An 18271-nucleotide genomic window follows, 5' to 3' on the forward strand; every position below is an offset into this window, starting at 1 on the left:
ATCCCATGAACAAGGACATCCTTCTCAAGCAGGGCGCGATCTGGGCCTTCATCGTTGTCGAGCTGGTCTTCTTCTCGGTTGCTGGCTCGTATCTCTCGGTCTCCGACAGCGCCTTCATGGATTTCGACAACATGCTGTTGCTGCTCAAGCAATCCGCTCCCATCGGGATCATCGCGGTGGGCATGACGATCATCATGATCAACGGCAATATCGACCTCTCGGTCGGCGCGACCTACGCGCTTTCGGCGATCGTTCTGCTGGACAGCATGACGTGGCCCTTCATGCAGGACCTTGGCGACTGGGCGATCCCGTTTGCCTGGATGTTTGCCCTGACCACGGGCATCGTCCTTGGCGCCATCAACGGTCTGATCGTGTGGAAAACCGGTGTCGACGCCTTCATCGTCACACTCGGTTCAATGCTCGGGTATCGCGGTCTGGTGTTCATGTATAATGGTGAACAACCGACCAGTCACCTGAACTGGACGCTTGTCGACTTTGCCGAAGCGCAGTTTCTGGGCCTGCACACCGCGACATGGTTCCTTTTGGGCGCAACGCTGCTTCTGTGGCTGCTGATGACCCGCACCGTGCATGGCCGCAACGCCTATGCCATCGGCAACAACCGCGAAGCAGCAGTGAACGCGGGTATCCGGGTTGGTCCGCACTTCCTTTGGAACTTCATGCTGATCGGGTTCCTCGCATCGCTGTCTGCGGTTGTCTTCTATTCGGAATCCGGTTCGGTGAACCCCAATGACGGGATGCTCTACGAATTGTGGGCCATCACGGCCGTGGTTCTGGGCGGCACGAAACTCACGGGTGGGTATGGCTCGATCATCTCTACCCTCGGCGGCGTCATCGCGATCCAGCTTCTGCGCAAGGGGCTTGGTCATATCGGGGCGGATACGGAAACCGTGAACCTTGTCATCGGTCTGATCCTGATCGCGGTCCTGTTTCTCGACCGTCAGCTGAACCGCAAGGGCAAAGAGGAGTTGAAGACATGACCGATCAAACCCCGGTTCTGCGGCTCGAGGACATCGTGAAAACCTTCCCCGGTGTCCGCGCTCTGGATGGTGTGTCCTTCAGCGTCCTGCCCGGAGAGGTGCACGCGCTGATGGGCGAAAACGGTGCCGGCAAGTCCACATTGATGAAGGTGTTGGGCGGTATACTGCAACCCAATGAGGGCAGCATCTTCATAGAAGAAGAGCCGACCGTGATGGTCACACCCGCACAGGCCAAGGCCAAGGGGGTGGTCTTCATCCACCAGGAACTCAGCCTCGCCGACGAACTGACCGTGGCCGAGAACATCTGGCTTGGGGAGCTGCCGCGCAAATCCTTGGGTCGGGTGAACTGGACCAAGCTGTACGACGACACCAATGCCATTCTGAAAACCTTGAACGTCGGGTTTGACGCCAAGACACGGGTCGGTGACCTGTCCATTGCCAACCAGCAGATGGTCGAGATCGCCCGCGCCCTGACCGTGGACCCCAAAGCGGTGATCTTTGACGAGCCGACGGCATCCCTGACGGACGCGGAAAAGGTCGTGCTTTTCGACGTGATCGCGGACCTGCAATCCAAAGGCGTCGGGATCATCTACATTTCGCACCGCATGGAGGAGATCTTCAAGATCACCGACCGCATCAGCGTGCTGCGCGACGGGCAGTATCGGGGCACACTCACCACCCGTGAAACAAACGAGGAAGACGTCACCAAGCTGATGATCGGGCGCAGCCTTGATCTGTCGCGCAATGAAAGCCATCACGAGATGGGGGATGTCGCTCTGGAAGTGCGCGGGCTGAGCTGTGGCAAGCTCTATCAGGATGTCAGCTTTTCCGTCCGCAAAGGCGAGGTTCTGGGTTTTTACGGTCTGGTCGGGGCTGGCCGGACCGAGATTGCCGAGACCCTGTTCGGGCTGCGCGATCCCTCCGCCGGGCAGATCCTGCTCAATGGTCAGGAGGTGCGGATCAAATCGCCCATCGACGCCATTGCCAATGGCATTTCCCTCGTTCCCGAAGACCGTAAGGGGCAGGGGCTGGTTCTCGGCATGAATTGCCGGGACAACATGACCCTCCCGCAGGTCGATGATCTGACGGCGGGTCCGTTTGTCAGTGACGGGGCCGAGGTTGCCATCTTCGACCAGTACCGCGACAAGCTGGACATCCGCACACCCGGCTGGCGCCAGACCGTCGGAAACCTGTCTGGCGGGAACCAGCAGAAGATCGTGATCGGCAAATGGCTGTCGATGCGGCCCGAGGTGCTGATCGTGGACGAACCGACCCGCGGGATCGACGTCGGCTCCAAATCCGAGATTCACAACCTGATCCGCGATCTGGCGGCCCAGGGCTATGCGGTGATCGTCATCAGCTCGGAAATGCCGGAAGTGCTGCATGTGTCCGACCGGATCGTCGCCATGTATTCCGGCAAGGTCATGCGCGAATTCACGTCCGAGGAAGTCACCGAGGACAGTCTCATTCAGGCGATTTCCGGGATCATCAACGGCAAGGTGGCCTGACATGCACGTCGGGTTCGCGGGCCTTGGCCGGATGGGCGCGTTGATGGCTGGCAATCTTGTTGCGGCTGGGCATGAGGTCACCGTCTGGAACCGGTCAGCAGAAAAGGCGGGGGCACTGGCGGAAAAGACCGGATGCGCAGTGGCCACAACGCCTGCTGACCTGACTGCATCCTGCGACGTCGTGGTGACAATGCTTGCCGATGATCCGTCTTCCGATGCGGTGCATCGCGGTCCGGATGGCCTGTTTGCGGTGCAGGGCGCGCGGGTCTTCGTCGAGATGGGCACCATGTCGCCCGATCATATCCAAGGGCTCGCCAAGGCCGCACCAGAAGGGTGTATTGTGATCGACGCGCCGGTTTCGGGGGCAACGCAGGCGGCGGCCGAGGCGCAGCTGTTGATCATGGCGGGGTGCTCCAGCGACGCAGCAGCGCCGCTGATGTCCATATTCGACGCTCTGGGGCGCAAGACCATCTGCCTTGGTCAAACCGGGGCGGGTGCAGTGATGAAACTGGCGGTCAATTCCCTGATCCATGGATTGAACCAGACGCTAGCCGAAGCGCTGACCCTGAGCGAAGCAGCCGGCATCGCGCCCGAAGCCGCATTCGACGTGATCGAACACAGCGCAGCAGCGGCACCCATGCTGTCCTACCGCAAACCGCTCTATCTGTGCGAAGCCGATCATGACGTGACCTTTACCGTCGCGCTGGCCCTCAAGGACATGGAAGTGACGGCTGCCCTGGCTGACGGTTTGGGCACCGCCATGCCGCAAGGGCACGTGACCCTCGACACGCTGCGTCGCGCAGAAGCCGTCGGATTTGGGACGCGCGACATGGCGGCGATGGTGAATTTCATGCGAAAGGAAAACGAATGAAAGCCGCACTTTTCGTCGGTGGCTGGGAAGGCCATACGCCCACGCATTTCGCGGATTGGTACGAGGATCTCCTGCGAAACAACGGGTTCGAGGTTGACGTTTACGACACGCTTGAACCGCTCGAACGCCCCGACGATCTGGCTGACCTCGATCTGATCACACCGATCTGGTCCTCGGCACGGTCTGGCCATCAGGAAGAATTCGGCAACATGACAAAGCCGCAGGAAGATGGGCTTCTCAAGCTCATCGGCAATGGGTGCGGGTTGGCGGGATGGCACGGGCATATGGGCGATGCGTTCCGCGATCGGCCCACATACCACTTCCTGATCGGCGGCCAATTCGTGGCGCACCCGCCCGGATGGCCGGACAATCTCCAGCCCAAGGAAGACTATATCGACTACGATGTGACCATCTGCCAGCCCGACCACCCGCTGGTCGAAGGCATCCGCAGTTTCCGTATCACGTCAGAGCAATATTACATGCTGACCGATCCGTCGAACAACGTCTTGGCGACCACCACCTTCTCCGGCGACCACCTGTGGTGGATCGAAGGCACGGTGATCCCGGTCACATGGACACGGCGCTGGGACAAGGGGCGGGTGTTCTATTGTTCGATCGGTCACGAGTTGGACGATCTGAAAGTGCCGCAAGTGACCGAGATGATCCGGCGCGGGGCCATCTGGGCGGCAGAGGGCAAGGCGGTCGCCTGACCGGTCAGGATATGCCCGGCTGTTGCCAGCCGGGCACCTCAATCTGATTTACCACGAATTGTAGGCAAGATACTTGCCCGACATCTCAAGCTTCACGCGATCGCCCTTTTCATGCGGCACGCGGGTCAGCTGCATGTCAAAGTCGATGGCCGACATGATGCCGGTGCCGAACTTTTCTTCGATCAACGCCTTGATGGTCGGACCGTAGACGCCGACGATCTCGTAGAGGCGGTAGATGCAGGGGTCGGTCGGGATCGACTGCTCCCAGACCTTGGTGGGCGGTTCTTCCAGCACGCTGGCCGCTTCCTGCGGCAGACCCATGACCGACACCAGCGCCTCGGCCTTGTCCTTGGGAAACGCGTTCATGCCCATGCAGGCCGAATGCGTCCAGACCGGAGACATGTCGATCTTCTCGGCGATGCCCTCCCATGTCATGCCGGCCTGTTTCTTGGCCGACAGGATCATCATCGTCACGTCTTCCTTGGTCATCATGACTGGCACCTCGTAATTGTCTTTCATTGTTTGTCCTCCTGGGTCGTATTGAAAAATCGGTGGGTCACAGCCCGAGTTCCGTCAGGCCGGGGTGGTTGTCGGGGCGGCGGCCCTGGGGCCAATGAAACAGGCGGTCCGACTCTGCGATGGGCAGATCGTTGATCGAGGCGTGGCGCACGTCCATGTAGCCAAGCGCGTCGAACTCCCAGTTCTCGTTGCCATAAGCGCGGAACCACTGGCCGGCATCATCATGCCATTCGTAGCAAAAGCGCACGGCGATCCTGCTCTCCTCATGCGCCCAGATCTCCTTGATCAGGCGATACCCGTTTTCCTTGGACCATTTCCGGGTCAGGAACGCTTCGACATCGGCGCGTCCGTTCAGAAACTCGTCCCGGTTCCGCCAGATCGTGTCCCGCGTATAGGCGAGCGCCACCTTGGCTGGATCGCGGCTGTTCCACGCATCCTCGGCCATCCGCACCTTCAGCACCGCGTCCTCATAGGAGAACGGGGGCAGGGGTGCGCGTGGGGTGTCCTGATGTGTCATCCCCGAAAACCCCTGTTCACTCATTCACCGCCCGCAAGGGCGGCGGGGCGCTGGGTTCGTCCTCGGCGGCCGTCTTGTCGATCCGAACCGTTTCCGGGCGCTGATCGGCATCGTCGCTTTGCTTGCCCGCCAGTTCCTTGGAGCGTTGACCAAGGAACTGCACCAGGTGGTTGCGGATCGCATAGTAGTTCGGATGCTCGACGATCTCGGTCCGGCTGCGCGGGCGCGGGATGGTGATTTCGACCGATTCCGCCACGCGGGCAAACGGCCCATTGGTCATGAGCAGGATGCGGTCGGCCAGCAGGATCGCCTCGTCGATGTCATGTGTGATCATGAACACGGTCTGTTCTGTACCTGCCCAGACCTTGATCAGCTCTTCCTGAATGGTGCCCCGCGTCAGCGCATCCAGCGCACCGAACGGTTCGTCCAGAAGCAGCAGCTTTGGCTGGTTGGCAAAGGCCCGCGCGATGGACACGCGCTGACGCATGCCCCCGGACAATTGGCTGGGCTTGCGATGCACCACATCCCCTTCAAGCCCCACCTTTGCAAGGTAGTCGCGGGCATGCGCCTCGACCTGTTCGGCTGACCAGTCCGGATGCCGGGCCTTGACGCCGAAGGTCACGTTCTTCAGCGCCGACAGCCACGGCAGAAGCGAGTAGTTCTGAAACACCACGCCCCGGTCCAGTGACGGGCCTGAGACTTCGAACCCGTCCATCTTGACCACACCCGACGTGGGTTCAGCCAGACCGGCAAGGATGTTCATGATCGTGGACTTGCCGCATCCGGAATGGCCAAGAATGCAGGCAAATTCGCCTTTTTCGATCCCGAAGCTGGCGTTCTCGAAGACGGTCATCATGCCGCCCGCGCCGTCCGGGTATTGCTGTGTCAATCGCTCGATACTGAGAAAAGGTTTCGCCATGGGGTGTCTCCTTTATTCGGCGTAGGCGACCGCGCGCTGCAGGACACCGAAGGCCGAGTCCAGCAGCATGCCGACAACGCCGATCATGAGGATTGAGAAGATGACCGAGGTCAGGTCGAGGTTGTTCCACTCGTTCCAGACGTAGTAGCCGATGCCGGTTCCCCCGACGAGCATCTCGGCCGCGACGATCACCAGCCACGCGATGCCGATGGAAATCCGCATGCCCGTGACGATGGTGGGGGCGGCGGCGGGCAGGATCACGGTGAAGGCTGTCTTGAGCGGGCTCAACTCGTGTGTCCGGGCGACATTGACCCAGTCCTTTCGCACCCCGGCCACGCCGAACGCGGTGTTCAGCAGCATGGGCCAGATCGAACAGACGAAGATCACAAAGATCGCAGACGCCTCGGAATCCTGAATGATGAACAGCGCCAGCGGCATCCACGCCAGCGGTGAAATGGGACGTAGCACCTGAATGAACGGGTTGAACGCCTTGTAGGCGACCTGGCTCATGCCGATCAGAAACCCGAGCGGAATGGCGACCAAAGCGGCGAGGAAATAGCCGGTCAGCACGCGATAGATCGAATACCCGATCTGAATGCCGATACCCTTGTCGTTGGGGCCTGCGTCATAGAACGGGTTGCTCAACTGCTCCCAAGCCTTGGCAAAGACCTGGCTGGGCGGCGGCACACCGGCTTTCTGAGCGCCCCCACCGGTGAGGCGCTCATACTCGGTCAGCTCGCTTGCGGCCTTCTGTGCCGGGATGGCGGCCTCCCAGATCAGGAGGCCCACCACAAGCATGGCAATCGACAGGATCGCAGCGCGCTTGTTGACGGAAAGACTGTCCAGCATGGATCAGCCCCGTCCGATCGCAAAGCTGGACACATAGGCTTCGGGTTCCGCCGGATCGAAGGTCTTGCCCATGATCGTGTGCGACTTGTAGGTGACGTCCGGTGCCTCATAACCGAGGTCTTCCATGACCTTCTTCGCGTCAGCGGCAAGATAGACCTGTTCCGCCACGGCCTTGTAATCTACGTCACCCTCGATATAGCCCCACCGCTTCATCTGGGTCAGGATCCACACCCCCATCGAATGCCAGGGGAACGGGTCAAAGTCGATCCGGTCGGGCACCTGCTGCACATTTCCCAGACCATCTGCAAAGGTGCCGGTCAGGACCTGTTCGATCACTTCCACCGGCTGGTTGAGATAGTTCGTGGGCGCAATCGCGGCCGAGATTTCCTTTCGGTTCTCGGGGTTTGAGGCGAATTGGGTTGCGTCGATGATCGACTTGAGCAGCGCGCCGTAGGTGTTCGGCAGTTCGGTCGCAAAGGACAGCGGAGCCGCAAAGGCACAGCAGGGATGGCCCTCCCAGATCTCCTTGGTCAGAAGATGGATGAAGCCGATGCCTTCCCAGACCGCGCGCTGGTTGAACGGGTCGGGCGACAGGTAGCCGTCAAGGTTCCCCGCGCGCAGGTTGGCAACCATTTCGGGCGGCGGCACAACGCGGATCTGGATGTCGACATCCGGGTCGAGACCGAATTCGGCCACGTAGTAGCGCAGCAGGAAGTTGTGCATCGAGTATTCGAACGGCACGCCGAAGGTGAAGCCCTTCCACTGCGTCGGGTCACGCTTGTCGAGATGTTCGTTCGACAGCACGATGGCCTGACCGTTGATGTTCTCGACGGCGGGCATGATGTAGGGCGTCGCCACAGACCCCGCGCCCAGCGTCATCGCCAGAGGCATCGGCGTCAGCATGTGCGACGCGTCATACTCGCCCGACAGCGACTTGTCGCGCGCCACGGCCCAACCGGCGGTCTTGATGACCTGCGCATTCAGGCCATAGCGTTCGTAAAAGCCCATGGGCTGCGCCATGATGATCGGGGTGGCGCAGGTGATCGGCACGAAGCCGATGTTGAGATCGGTTTTTTCCGGCGTGCCCAGATTGTCGAGGATGGCCGCCTTGGCCTCGTTGATCGGGAAGACAGACGCGAGAGCCGCTGCCACCGTGCTGCCACCCAGCATCCCCATGAAGGACCGGCGGCCAATGTCGCTTTGGCCGAAGATCGAGCGGACGATGGCGCTTTCAACAGCACGCTCCAGCATCTGCTCGGAGGACATCTGCGCCGGGTCGGCATCCTTGGTTGCGTGGGTGTGACCGGCGGCGCAGCTTGTGCAACCGCAATCCGCGCCGTGACGCAGGTCAGTGTCTGCGGAAAACGGGTTTCCTAGGCTCTTGATCGTCATGTGCAGTCCCCTGTCTGGTGGATGTTCCTTGTGATTGATGACATCGTGACAGGCCGATTGACGTCGCAAAACCGAGTGCCCAATAATTGTTCGAACTGTAAAAACACATTAAAAACAGTGGGTTGTGAGGGTTTAGCGATAACAATATTTTACGATAAATCGTAATTTACGAAATTTCGTTAGACTGTTCTGCGCTGCGGCGTCATCTTTGTCGCTATGCTCGATGATCTAACCCGTTCTGATTCCCTTCTCGCCGCTTTCCCCGATGCGGCGCTGCTTCTCGACACGACCGAGGACAGGGTCGTGGCGCTCAACCCTAGGGCGGCGACGCTTCTTGGCGTCGACGGTGAAACGGACCATCCCATCCGGTTTTCGGCGTTTCTGGGCAAAGCGCTTGCGACCTTCATAGTCTTTGTCGAAGAGGTGGATCACCGGGGCGAGTGCTGGACGCGGGATGTGCCCCTGACCACCTATGACGGGCATCCCCTGCGCTGCGAAATCCGCGCGCGGGGCGTGCCGGATCAGCCGGGATGGCTTCTGCTCAGCTTCACCGATCTGGATGCGTTCGACAAACGCACCCAGATTGCGGAAGCCGCCGAACTGCACCGCGCCGGATTGCTCGAATGGAAACGGGCAGAGACCTTCTTCGCCGAACTGGAACGCCAGAACCAGTTGATCCTGAATGCGGCGGGCGAGGGGATTTACGGCGTGAACGCCGAAGGCAAGACCACCTTCGTCAATCGCGCCGCGCAGGAAATGCTGGGCTGGACCACGCAGGATTTGCTGGGCAAGGACATCCATTCGATGATCCACCACCATCATCTGAACGGTGAGGTCTACCCGTCGCAGCAATGCCCGATCTACCGCTCATTCCGGTTCGAACAGGTCCACCGGATCGAGGACGAGGTGTTCTGGCGCAAGGATGGCAAACCTATTCGCGTCGAATATGTCTCGACCCCGATCTACGACCAGAAGGTGCTCGCCGGGGCCGTGGTGATCTTCCGCGACATCACCGAACGCAAGGAAGGCGAGCGCAAACTGCGCGAGGCGCTGGACGAGGTTGCGGCGCTGCGGGACCGGCTGGAGCAGGAAAACGAATACCTGCAAGAGGCCATCAGCTCGGAACGCGCGCATCACGACATCATCGGCAGCTCGCCCGCGATCCGTCAGGTCGTGACGCGCATCGACCTTGTGGCGGGTACCGACGCCACCGTTCTGATCACAGGAGAGGCTGGCACAGGCAAGGCGCTGGTCGCCACCGAAATCCACAAGGCCAGCCCCCGGTCGCGCCGCCCCCTGATCCATTTCAAATGCGGCTCGGTCGCGCCCGAGGATGTCGAGGCGGAACTGTTCGGCCACGTCCGCGGGGCTGGCCCCAACGCCACGCGCGACAAGCCGGGCAAGCTCGAACTCGCCCATGGCGGGTCGCTGTTTCTGGACGATGTCGAGGAACTGCCCTTTGAAATTCAGGGCAAGCTGCTCCATGCGCTGCAGAAAAGCGCCGTCACCCGCGTGGGTGACACGCGCGAGAAACCGCTCGACATCCGGGTGATCGCGGCCACGACGCAGGCACCGACCGACACGCGGTCGGGAAACCGCATTCGTGAAGACCTCTACCTCTTCCTCAACGTTTTTCCGATTTCCTGCATGCCGCTTCGGGATCGGCTGGAGGACATTCCGCTGCTTGCCGCGCACCTGTTGAAGCTGGCTTGCCGTCGGCATGGACGCCCCGTGCCGGTGCTGACCGAACGGGTGGTCCAGCAGATGCAGGCCTATCACTGGCCGGGCAATGTGCGCGAATTGCACAATGTCATCGAACGCGCCGCCATCGTGTCTCGCGACCGGAAACTGGTGCTCGAACTGGGTGGGGGCGGGCAGGTGGCGTCGCCGACCAACGCCACGGTCCGCACCGAGGCCGAGATGCAGGACATGATGCGCCGCAACATCATCGCGGCGCTGCGCGAAACCGGGGGCAAGGTCTCTGGTCCTTCCGGCGCGGCGGCGCTGCTGGATGTGCAGCCCACCACGCTTTATTCCCGGATCAAGGCGCTGGGCATCGACCGGTCGGCGATCCTGTCCTGAGACAGCGGCAGCCAGTCAAGACGCGATCCGAGGTACCGCCCGCCGCCTAGAGGACAGTGCCCGCGCCGCGATCACAGCACCGGGCACGAAACGCTGCCGGGCCTTGAGTGACTTGAGGTGATTTGGAAGATGCACGCCACGGGCAAAGCTGCGGGCAGTCGGTCCGTAGGCTGTCTCGGCCTCCAGATGCCTCAACTCCGGGAACAGGTCAAAAATCTCGCCCTGGGCGCCGGTCTTCAAGGCCGCGAGGGCAAAGCGTCCCGGGAAAAAGCTTTCGGACGGGGCTCCGTTGGCAAAAACGATCTGATGCGCCTCAAAGAGCATGTGCACATAGGTGACCGCCCGGCAGCCCTGCATCACCCGCGCCGATCCACCCTTCATCCGGGCCAGATGGGCCGCGCGGATCAGCGTTTCCTCGCCATCGAGGTCTAGCAGGACACCGTGCTGCGGCGACACGATCAACGGGGCGTCCCCCCCGGTCAGGTCGGGCGACAGCAGGACCGGACGCAGCTTGGGCGCGCAGCTCAGCTCGGACCGGTTGAGATGCCGCTGACCGATCCAGCGCAGGGTTTGCACACCATTGTCCCGGGTCACGATCCGGTCCCCGGATCGCAGGGTTTCGATCGGACGCTCGCCCGCTTCGGTCAGAATGCGGGTCCCCGTCGTAAAGCAGACGACGCCCGTATTCTCGGCGGTGAAGAAGCTTGTGTCGCCGACCCCGTTGGTGAAGGCCACACCACCGCCGCCGAAACTCGCGTTGTTCGAGTAATCGACCGTGCCACCAAGCAGGGTGCTGTTGGACTGGTTGAGGACGCCGTCATCGTTGAAGTCGGCAGTCAGTTCCCAGATGTCGTCATAGAAGGTCGACAGGTCGATCCGGTCGTTGTTGGTGATGTCACCGTCATTGAGCGTGCCGGTGTTGCCGAAGTTGAAATCGGTAATCGTGTCAGTGCCGTCGCCCGCGACGTAGACGAACGTGTCGTTGCCGTCGCTCCCGGTCAGTAGGTCGTCGCCGGTCCCGCCGGTCAGCGTGTCATTGCCCGACCAACCATCCAGCGTGTCTGCGCCGGTCCCGCCATCGAGCTGGTCATCATCGCCGCCGCCGAAGAGCGAGTCGTTGCCATCCCCGCCCAGAAGCGTGTCGTTGCCATCTCCTGCGCTGAGCTCGTCATTCCCGGCACCCCCGTCGAGGCTGTCAGCCGAGGCATCATTGCCGCCCAGCAGGGTGTCGTTGCCGGTTCCCCCGATCAGCGTATCGGCGCCGTCGGCCCCGTCGAGATAGTCGTTGTCAGTGCCGCCATCGAGGACGTCGTCGCCAAGCCCACCTTCGAGCGTGTCATTGTCGTCCTGGCCGTAGATCGTATCATTGCCGTCGCCGCCGGTCAGACTGTCGGCATTGTTGTTCGGCGCAAGATCCGTGCCGTCGTTGGGCAGGTCATAGGGGGCAAAGACGGCGTAATCGGGGTTGGTCGGTGCGACGTCGCCATAAATTAGATCGCCATCCGCGCCACCGTCGATGGTGTCGTTGCCCTCGTTCCCTTCCAGAACATCCGCACCTGCGCCGCCGGAGACAAGGTCGTCATCAAAGCCGGCATCGACCGTATCGGCCCCGTCACCGCCAAAGATGATGTCGTTGTCGTCGCCGGTCAGGATGCTGTCATTGCCGATGCCGCCATCAACGAAGTCACGGTCATTGAACGCATCCGGGTCGGCCGGATAGTAGAGCGGGTTGCCGGAAGCGCCATAGCCTTCGTCCGGCAAGCCCGTGCCGGGCGAGGTGCGGGTGTTGATGACATCATCACCTGCGCCGCCAAGGACACTGTCATTGCCTTCAAAACCGATGATCGTGTCGTTGCCATCGCCACCGTCGATGGTGTCATCACCTGAACCTGCATCAATGCTGTCCGCGCCGCCTTCGCCGAACAGCTGGTCGTTCCCGCTGCCACCGGTGACAGAGTCGTTGTCGGCACCCGCGAAGATCAGGTCATTGCCGTCACCACCAGACAGCGTGTCCATGCCGCCATCGCCGATGATCGTGTCGTCGCCATCTTCGCCAAAGATGGAATCCGCGCCTGCAAGTCCGTCATCGCCGTCCAGCGAGTCATTGCCAGCCCCGCCGAAGATGGTGTCATTACCGTCCTGACCGAACACGGTGTCATTGCCGTCACCACCCAGCACACTGTCGTCGCCGGTCCAGCCGAAGACGAGGTCGTCGCCATAGGCAGCCAGGATCGTGTCATTGCCCGCGCCGCCATCCAGCGTGTCGTTGCCGGCATAGGTGAACATCACCAACGTGGGGTCAAAATCGGTTCCGTTGTCGTGGAGAACGTCAAAGGTCTGGGTATTGCCGTTCGCGTAGGTGACGGTGACCTGATGATGGCCCGATGCAATCTCCGATGATGCGAGGCCCGCCCAGGGTTCGGACACCTGAATACGGTCGGTGCCGTAGCTGAACCCTTCGAGGGTCAGGCTTGCCGCATCGCCGGTGGAGGTGACGAAGACCGTGTCATATTCCACGTCGGCATCATTCGCCGTGCCGGACCCGTCGTCGAGGATGATCGTCGCGCTGGTGCCTGCTGCTCCGGCAAAGACAAACGCGTCATTGCTGTTCGTACCCGTCACCGTGGTGCCGTCTGCAACCACCGTTCCGCCGTAGCTGTACTCGGTGATCAGGTCCGCGCCGTCGCCGCCTGTGACGCTGTCATCGCCGATGCCACCTTCGAGCACGTCATTGCCCGCACCGCCGTCCAGCGTGTCATTGCCCGACTGGCCATAGAGGCTGTCATCGCCCAGACCACCGACGAGACTGTCCTGATCCGTTCCGCCCCAGAGCTGATCGGCCCCATCTCCACCGATGAACGTGTCGTTGCCAGAGCCGTTGGGGCCGAAAATCTCGTCGTCGTAGACGTCGTTGGCCGGGCTGCCCTGAACGTAGTCGTTGCCGCCACGGGTCTGGATGTAGGTGTAGCCATCATCCAGCGTCGCATCGACGGTGTCGTCGCCTTGGGTCAGGATCAGCTGTTCGATCCCCGAGAAGGTGACGACATGGCCGGTCACACTGTCGGTGATCGTGCCCGCGCCCTGACCACTGAACACCACGCTGACCGCATTCGAGACCGCTGTCAGATCAATCGTGTCGTAGTTCGCACCGGTGGTGAACGTGTCACCGCCGACGATGGTGTCGTTGCCAAAACTGTCCGTCAGACGGAACGTGTCGGAATCTGCCCCGCCAGACAGGAAGTCCGCGCCGAGACCACCATCCAGTGTATCGTTTCCGTCGCCGCCACTAAGAGTGTCGGCCTGCGTCGCGCCGAACAGGGAGTCGTCCCCGCTGCCACCGATGAGCGTGTCATTCCCGGCTCCACCGGTTATCGTATCGTTGCCGTCCCCGCCGTCGAGGCTGTCGTTGCCCGCGGCACCCGTTCCACTGTCATCGCCGCTGCCAAAGTTGATGGTGTCGTTGCCGTCGCCGGCGTTCACGGTATCGTTGCCGCCGCCAGCGTCGATCACGTCATCGCTGGCACCACCCAGTACGCTGTCGCCTTGGTCCGTCAGGATCAGTCGTTCGACTTCTGTAAATCCGATGCTGTCCGTGGTGGCATCAACGTCGACCGTACCCGCCTCGACGCCGGAGTAGATGACCGTCACCGAGGAATTCAGCGCACTCAGGTCGATGGTGTCGAAATCGGTTCCGATGGTCGCGGTTTCGCCGGCACTCACGGTGTCGATGCCGAACCCGTCGGTAAAGACAAACGTGTCCGCATCGCCACCACCCGCAAGGGTGTCGTTGCCGACACCGCCGATGATCGTGTCGGCCCCGTCGCCGCCAAAAATCAGGTCGGCACCATCACCGCCATCAAGCAGGTCATCGCCCTGTGCGCCGTCGATGGTGTCGTTGCCCAAGCCGCCTTCGACCGTGTCGGCATCACCACCGCTTCGGATCGAGTCGTTGCCTGCGCCGCCGAAGATCTGGTCGTTGCCCGAGCCACCGCCAAGCGTTTCGTCGCCGGAGCCGCCGTAGATCGTATCGTTGCCCGACTGACCTTCGAGCGTGTTATTGCCAGTGGTGGAGGCCGCGTTGAAGAGGTCGTCCCCGCCACCCGCGTCGATATTCAGCCCTGCAGTTTCAGTGCCCGCTTCGACGGTGTCATTGCCAGAGCCCAGACGAACGGCTTCGATCTCGGAATACGAGATCGTGTCGGCACCAGCCGTGATCGTGCCAGATTCGGCGCCGGTGATGGTCAGGGTCATGTCGACCCCGGTGCTCGCGTTGAGCGTGTCGTTGTCGGTGCCGGTTGTGACGGCCTCACCACCTGTGACGGTGGTGGTGCTCATGGTCATGACCGAAATCAGGTCGGCATCCGCGCCACCATCCAGCGTGTCATTGCCACCGCCCAACGAGAAGATCTCGTCATTGCCATCCCCGCCGAGCAACAGGTCATCGCCGGTAAAGGCCGCGACGTAGTCATCGCCCGCGCCGCCATCGACCGTGTCATTGCCGTCGCCGCCGATCAGGCTGTCATTGCCTGCGCCGCCGAAGATGCTGTCATTGCCGGTGCCCGTGGCGACCGTGTCATCGCCGCCGCCCGCGTCGATCACCTCGTTGCCGCCGCCACCGTTCACGACATCGGCCTGATCCGTCAGGATCAGCCGTTCGATTTCAGTGAACGTGATGACGTCGGTGCTGGCGTTGTCGTCAATGGTGCCCGCTTCGCCCGCCGAGAAATTGACTGTGACGCCCGTGGTCACGGCGCTCAGGTCGATGGTGTCTGAATCGACGCCAGTTGTGACCGTCTCGCCGCCCGCGAGCGTGTCGTTGCCGAAGTTGTCATTGACAATGAACGTATCGGCATCCGCGCCGCCCGACATGCTGTCATTGTCGATGCCGCCATCCAGCGTATCGTTGCCGTCTCCGCCTTCCAGCGTGTCGTTCCCCGCGCTCGCGATGATGAGGTCGTCGCCGGTGCCACCGACCAGACTGTCGTCGCCTTCGCCGTTGCGGATCGTGTCGTTGCCCGCGCCACCGAAAACGGTGTCCGTCCCTGCTCCGGTGGTCAGACTGTCATTGCCGTCGCCGCCGTCGATGAAATCGTCGCCCGCACCGCCCGCGATGCTGTCGTTACCCGTGCCACCGTACAGGATGTCGTTTCCGCCCATCCCGTCGATGGTGTCATCCCCCGCTCCGCCATCGATGATGTTGCTGAGCGTGCCGTGATGGGTGGCGTCATAGCCGGTCAGAGAGTCGTTAAACGCGGACCCGAGAATTTCGTCGATGCCGACAATCGTGTCGTTCTCGGCATGGCCGCCAGACGCGAATCCAGCCGCACCACCGCCATCGAGAACGATCGTGACCGCTGCATCCGAGGCGCTGTAATCGACAAGGTCGGAGTCCTCGTTGCCTTGCAGGAAGTCTGCGCCAGCCTCGCCGATCAATGTGTCCTGTCCAAGGCCGCCGGTCAGGCTGTCATTGCCCAGGCCGCCGCGCAAGATGTCGTTGCCATCCATGCCCGCGAGAGTGTCGTTGCCGGAGCCACCGACCACGCTGTCGTTGCCCCCCTGCGCCAGAACCTCGGTTCCGTCGGTGTCCGCGCCAGCATCGATGGTGTCGTTGGCCGAGCTGCCCCACACGGCCTCGATATTCGAGAATGTACCGGAGGCAGAAGTATTCGTCGCGTTGAGCGTCCCGCCGTCCGTTGTGTTGAAGATGACCGAAAAGCCACCGGATGTAGATGTATCGACATCAAGCGTGTCGTTCCCGGTCCCGCCGTCGATTGTGCTGGTGCCGTCCAATTCGCCGACAACGATGAAGTCGTTGCCCGCGTCGCCATAGAGCGTGTCGAACCCGGTCCCGGCGTAGATGCTGTCATTGCCATAGCCGCCATAGGCAAGGTCATTGCCGGAGTCGACTTCAATCCGGTCATCGCCGAACTGGCCGTAGATCGTATCGTCGCCCGCATTGCCTTCGAGCGTGTCGTTCAGCCCTTCGGCACCGTAAACCACGGTCTGGTTCGGCGCGCCTGCGATGACTTCCAGCCAATGGCCATCCGTGTCACGGAGCACCCAGTTGTGGTCCGTAAAGGTGCCCTGCACATAAGTGCTGCCCGCCTGAATTGTGGCGTATTGAATCGGTGTGCCGACGTCATTGATCCACCAAAGCTCAATCGGGCCGTCGGCGCTGTTGATGACTGTAAGACTGGTGGCCGTAATCCCGGGACCGGACGAGAAATCGGTGGGGTTGTACCACTGACCGTCCCCCAAAAGGATGTCGTTGTCATTGCCACCCAGAAGGGTGTCGTTGCCCTGGCCGCCCTGAAGCGAATCCGCGCCAGCGCCGCCGTCGATCTGGTCGGCGCCTTCGTTGCCGCTGAGCGTGTCCAGCCCATCGTCGCCGTAGATGACATCGTTGCCCGCTTCGCCGAAGACCAGATCATTGCCCGATCCGGCATAGATCGTGTCTGCGCCGCCCGCATCATCGGCGGTCAGGAAATTGCTGTCACCGCCATAGATCGCGTCGTTCTCGCCGCCGCCGTAGATCAGGTCGCTGCCGTCGTCGCCCCGGATCGTGTCGTTGCCCTCGTTGGCCCAGACCGTGTCATTGCCGGCCCCTGCGCGGATGCTGTCCGCCTCGCCGCCGCCCAAGGCATCATTATTGTCGACCCAGTCGCCATCGGCATCGAAATAGAACTGACCGATCTGGTCACCGGCGGCCGTGCCTTCGACGATGTAGTTGTTCGACAGGATGTTGACGTTTTCGATGTTCTGGAACGTCAACGACCCACCGCTGTTGAAAAAGACCGTCCCGGACTCGGCGGTCAAATAGCTGACCGAGGACACGTTCGAGACGTTCAGTGTGTCATAGTCTGTGCCGGTCTCGCCGCCGTCGATGAAGTCACCGGCAGCGCCCCAGATCGCGTCCGCATCGGCACCCCCCAAAATAATGTCAGCGCCCGCGCCCCCGGTGAGGGTGTCCATCCCGACCTGACCCTGAATGGTGTCATTGTCCTTGTCGCCCACGAGCCGGTCGTTGCCCGTTCCGCCGTCAATGAAGTCGGCTCCGTAGCCGCCGTCGATCCAGTCCCAGTCGTCCTGGCCGAGCAGCACGTCGTTGCCGCCCGCGCCGAAGATCAGGTCATTGCCGGTGCCGCCTTCGATCGTATCTGCACTGTCGTCTTCCCAACCGCCTTCAAGGTGGTCGGCATCGGCACCACCATAGATCAGGTCGGCACCTGCGCCACCATCGACGAAGTCCTCGCCCGTTCCGGCGTCGATCGTGTCGTTTCCGGTTTCGCCGAACACCTGGTCCGTGCCCGCACCACCGTAAAGCAGATCGGCTTCGCTGCCGCCGTAGATGACATCGGCCCCGTCGTCACCGTACAGTACGTCGGTTCCGCCATTGCCAAAGAGCGTGTCGTTCCCGTCAAGGCCTTCCATGCTGTCATTGCCGGAATTCCCGTCAAGAACGTCATTGGATGCGGACCCCGTGACGCGGTCACCGCTCTGAGCGCCGGAAATGGTCGTGAAATAATCAAGCAGCGTGCTGCCGCCGAAATTGGCGTTCACTCCGGTGACACCGGCTTCCCCGATGATGAAGGTGGTCGCGCTGTTCGTGATCCAGATGACACCGGTCGTCTGGTCCACAACGACGGAATATGTCGCGTCGAGCCCCGAGAAATCCAGAGTATGGCCGCTCGCGGATTCCGTGATGGCCGTCCAGAACGCGACGGAGTTCCAATTCAATGATGAGACGACGTAGGTGGCCATCGTTACGCGTCCTTGGGCGCAGATACAGACAATGCAGGTAACGGCTCAAAGCTTGGTCGCTTTATGTCGGCCAGATTCCGGCGGGTCGTCATATCGGCCCGAGAAAGCAGTTTGGTCGCCAAGACAGTACTCCAGTCACTCATTC

Annotated in this window: 11 protein-coding genes; 5 read left to right on the forward strand and 6 right to left on the reverse strand. The window is 61.6% G+C overall.

What is annotated here, in order from left to right; all coding sequences use genetic code 11:
• The first annotated feature begins 5 nt into the window (after positions 1-5).
• Genes MRY75_RS05235 through MRY75_RS05250 form a run of 4 tightly spaced genes read left to right on the forward strand, consistent with a single transcriptional unit; the run spans position 6 to position 4087 of the window.
• Positions 6-998: an ABC transporter permease gene (locus tag MRY75_RS05235; protein ID WP_292306088.1), complete on the forward strand. Its 993-nt coding sequence runs from the start codon at positions 6-8 to the stop codon at positions 996-998.
• Positions 995-2506, forward strand: coding sequence for a sugar ABC transporter ATP-binding protein (locus MRY75_RS05240; RefSeq protein WP_292306089.1), 1512 nt, complete (start codon positions 995-997; stop codon positions 2504-2506). Before MRY75_RS05235 ends, MRY75_RS05240 begins: the two co-directional genes overlap by 4 nt.
• Before the next feature lies 1 nt (position 2507).
• Positions 2508-3377 carry an NAD(P)-dependent oxidoreductase gene (locus MRY75_RS05245; RefSeq protein ID WP_292306090.1) on the forward strand — a complete coding sequence of 290 codons (870 nt, stop codon included), beginning with the start codon at positions 2508-2510 and terminating at the stop codon, positions 3375-3377.
• Positions 3374-4087, forward strand: coding sequence for a ThuA domain-containing protein (locus MRY75_RS05250; protein WP_292306091.1), 714 nt, complete (start codon positions 3374-3376; stop codon positions 4085-4087). The genes MRY75_RS05245 and MRY75_RS05250 overlap by 4 nt, the downstream gene beginning before the upstream one ends.
• A 48-nt stretch (positions 4088-4135) precedes the next feature.
• Here MRY75_RS05250 and cynS read toward each other — a convergent pair whose 3' ends face one another.
• From cynS to MRY75_RS05275, 5 genes are read right to left on the reverse strand one after another with little or no spacing between them, the layout of a single operon-like run.
• The gene (gene cynS / locus MRY75_RS05255) at positions 4136-4606 is read right to left on the reverse strand and encodes a cyanase (RefSeq protein ID WP_292306092.1); all 471 of its coding nucleotides are present in this window, start codon (positions 4604-4606) and stop codon (positions 4136-4138) included.
• Positions 4607-4643: 37 nt separating this feature from the next.
• Positions 4644-5123, reverse strand: a complete 480-nt coding sequence (locus MRY75_RS05260; protein WP_292306093.1) for a nuclear transport factor 2 family protein — start codon at positions 5121-5123, stop codon at positions 4644-4646.
• A gap of 16 nt (positions 5124-5139) precedes the next feature.
• Positions 5140-6042 carry an ABC transporter ATP-binding protein gene (locus MRY75_RS05265; RefSeq protein WP_292306094.1) on the reverse strand — a complete coding sequence of 301 codons (903 nt, stop codon included), beginning with the start codon at positions 6040-6042 and terminating at the stop codon, positions 5140-5142.
• 12 nt (positions 6043-6054) lie between these two features.
• The gene (gene ntrB, locus MRY75_RS05270; protein WP_292306095.1) at positions 6055-6891 is read right to left on the reverse strand and encodes a nitrate ABC transporter permease; all 837 of its coding nucleotides are present in this window, start codon (positions 6889-6891) and stop codon (positions 6055-6057) included.
• Between the two features lie 3 nt (positions 6892-6894).
• The gene (locus MRY75_RS05275) at positions 6895-8283 is read right to left on the reverse strand and encodes a CmpA/NrtA family ABC transporter substrate-binding protein (protein WP_292306096.1); all 1389 of its coding nucleotides are present in this window, start codon (positions 8281-8283) and stop codon (positions 6895-6897) included.
• Between the two features lie 216 nt (positions 8284-8499).
• Between MRY75_RS05275 and MRY75_RS05280 the strand changes: the two genes are divergently transcribed.
• Positions 8500-10365, forward strand: coding sequence for a sigma 54-interacting transcriptional regulator (locus MRY75_RS05280; RefSeq protein ID WP_292306097.1), 1866 nt, complete (start codon positions 8500-8502; stop codon positions 10363-10365).
• A 15-nt stretch (positions 10366-10380) separates the two neighbouring features.
• On the opposite strand, the gene MRY75_RS05285 is transcribed toward MRY75_RS05280, so the two are convergent.
• Positions 10381-18126 carry a Hint domain-containing protein gene (locus MRY75_RS05285; protein ID WP_292306098.1) on the reverse strand — a complete coding sequence of 2582 codons (7746 nt, stop codon included), beginning with the start codon at positions 18124-18126 and terminating at the stop codon, positions 10381-10383.
• Between the last annotated feature and the right edge of the window lie 145 nt (positions 18127-18271).

The sequence above is a fragment of the Marivita sp. genome (genome assembly GCF_022763305.1).
Taxonomy (GTDB): domain Bacteria; phylum Pseudomonadota; class Alphaproteobacteria; order Rhodobacterales; family Rhodobacteraceae; genus Marivita.

Coding starts and splice junctions, on each gene's coding strand:
- MRY75_RS05235 (WP_292306088.1), top strand. CDS start 6: ATGAACAAGGACATCCTTCTCAAGCAGGGCGCGATCTGGGCCTTCATC.
- MRY75_RS05240 (WP_292306089.1), top strand. CDS start 995: ATGACCGATCAAACCCCGGTTCTGCGGCTCGAGGACATCGTGAAAACC.
- MRY75_RS05245 (WP_292306090.1), top strand. CDS start 2,508: ATGCACGTCGGGTTCGCGGGCCTTGGCCGGATGGGCGCGTTGATGGCT.
- MRY75_RS05250 (WP_292306091.1), top strand. CDS start 3,374: ATGAAAGCCGCACTTTTCGTCGGTGGCTGGGAAGGCCATACGCCCACG.
- cynS (WP_292306092.1), bottom strand. CDS start 4,606: ATGAAAGACAATTACGAGGTGCCAGTCATGATGACCAAGGAAGACGTG.
- MRY75_RS05260 (WP_292306093.1), bottom strand. CDS start 5,123: ATGACACATCAGGACACCCCACGCGCACCCCTGCCCCCGTTCTCCTAT.
- MRY75_RS05265 (WP_292306094.1), bottom strand. CDS start 6,042: ATGGCGAAACCTTTTCTCAGTATCGAGCGATTGACACAGCAATACCCG.
- ntrB (WP_292306095.1), bottom strand. CDS start 6,891: ATGCTGGACAGTCTTTCCGTCAACAAGCGCGCTGCGATCCTGTCGATT.
- MRY75_RS05275 (WP_292306096.1), bottom strand. CDS start 8,283: ATGACGATCAAGAGCCTAGGAAACCCGTTTTCCGCAGACACTGACCTG.
- MRY75_RS05280 (WP_292306097.1), top strand. CDS start 8,500: ATGCTCGATGATCTAACCCGTTCTGATTCCCTTCTCGCCGCTTTCCCC.
- MRY75_RS05285 (WP_292306098.1), bottom strand. CDS start 18,126: ATGGCCACCTACGTCGTCTCATCATTGAATTGGAACTCCGTCGCGTTC.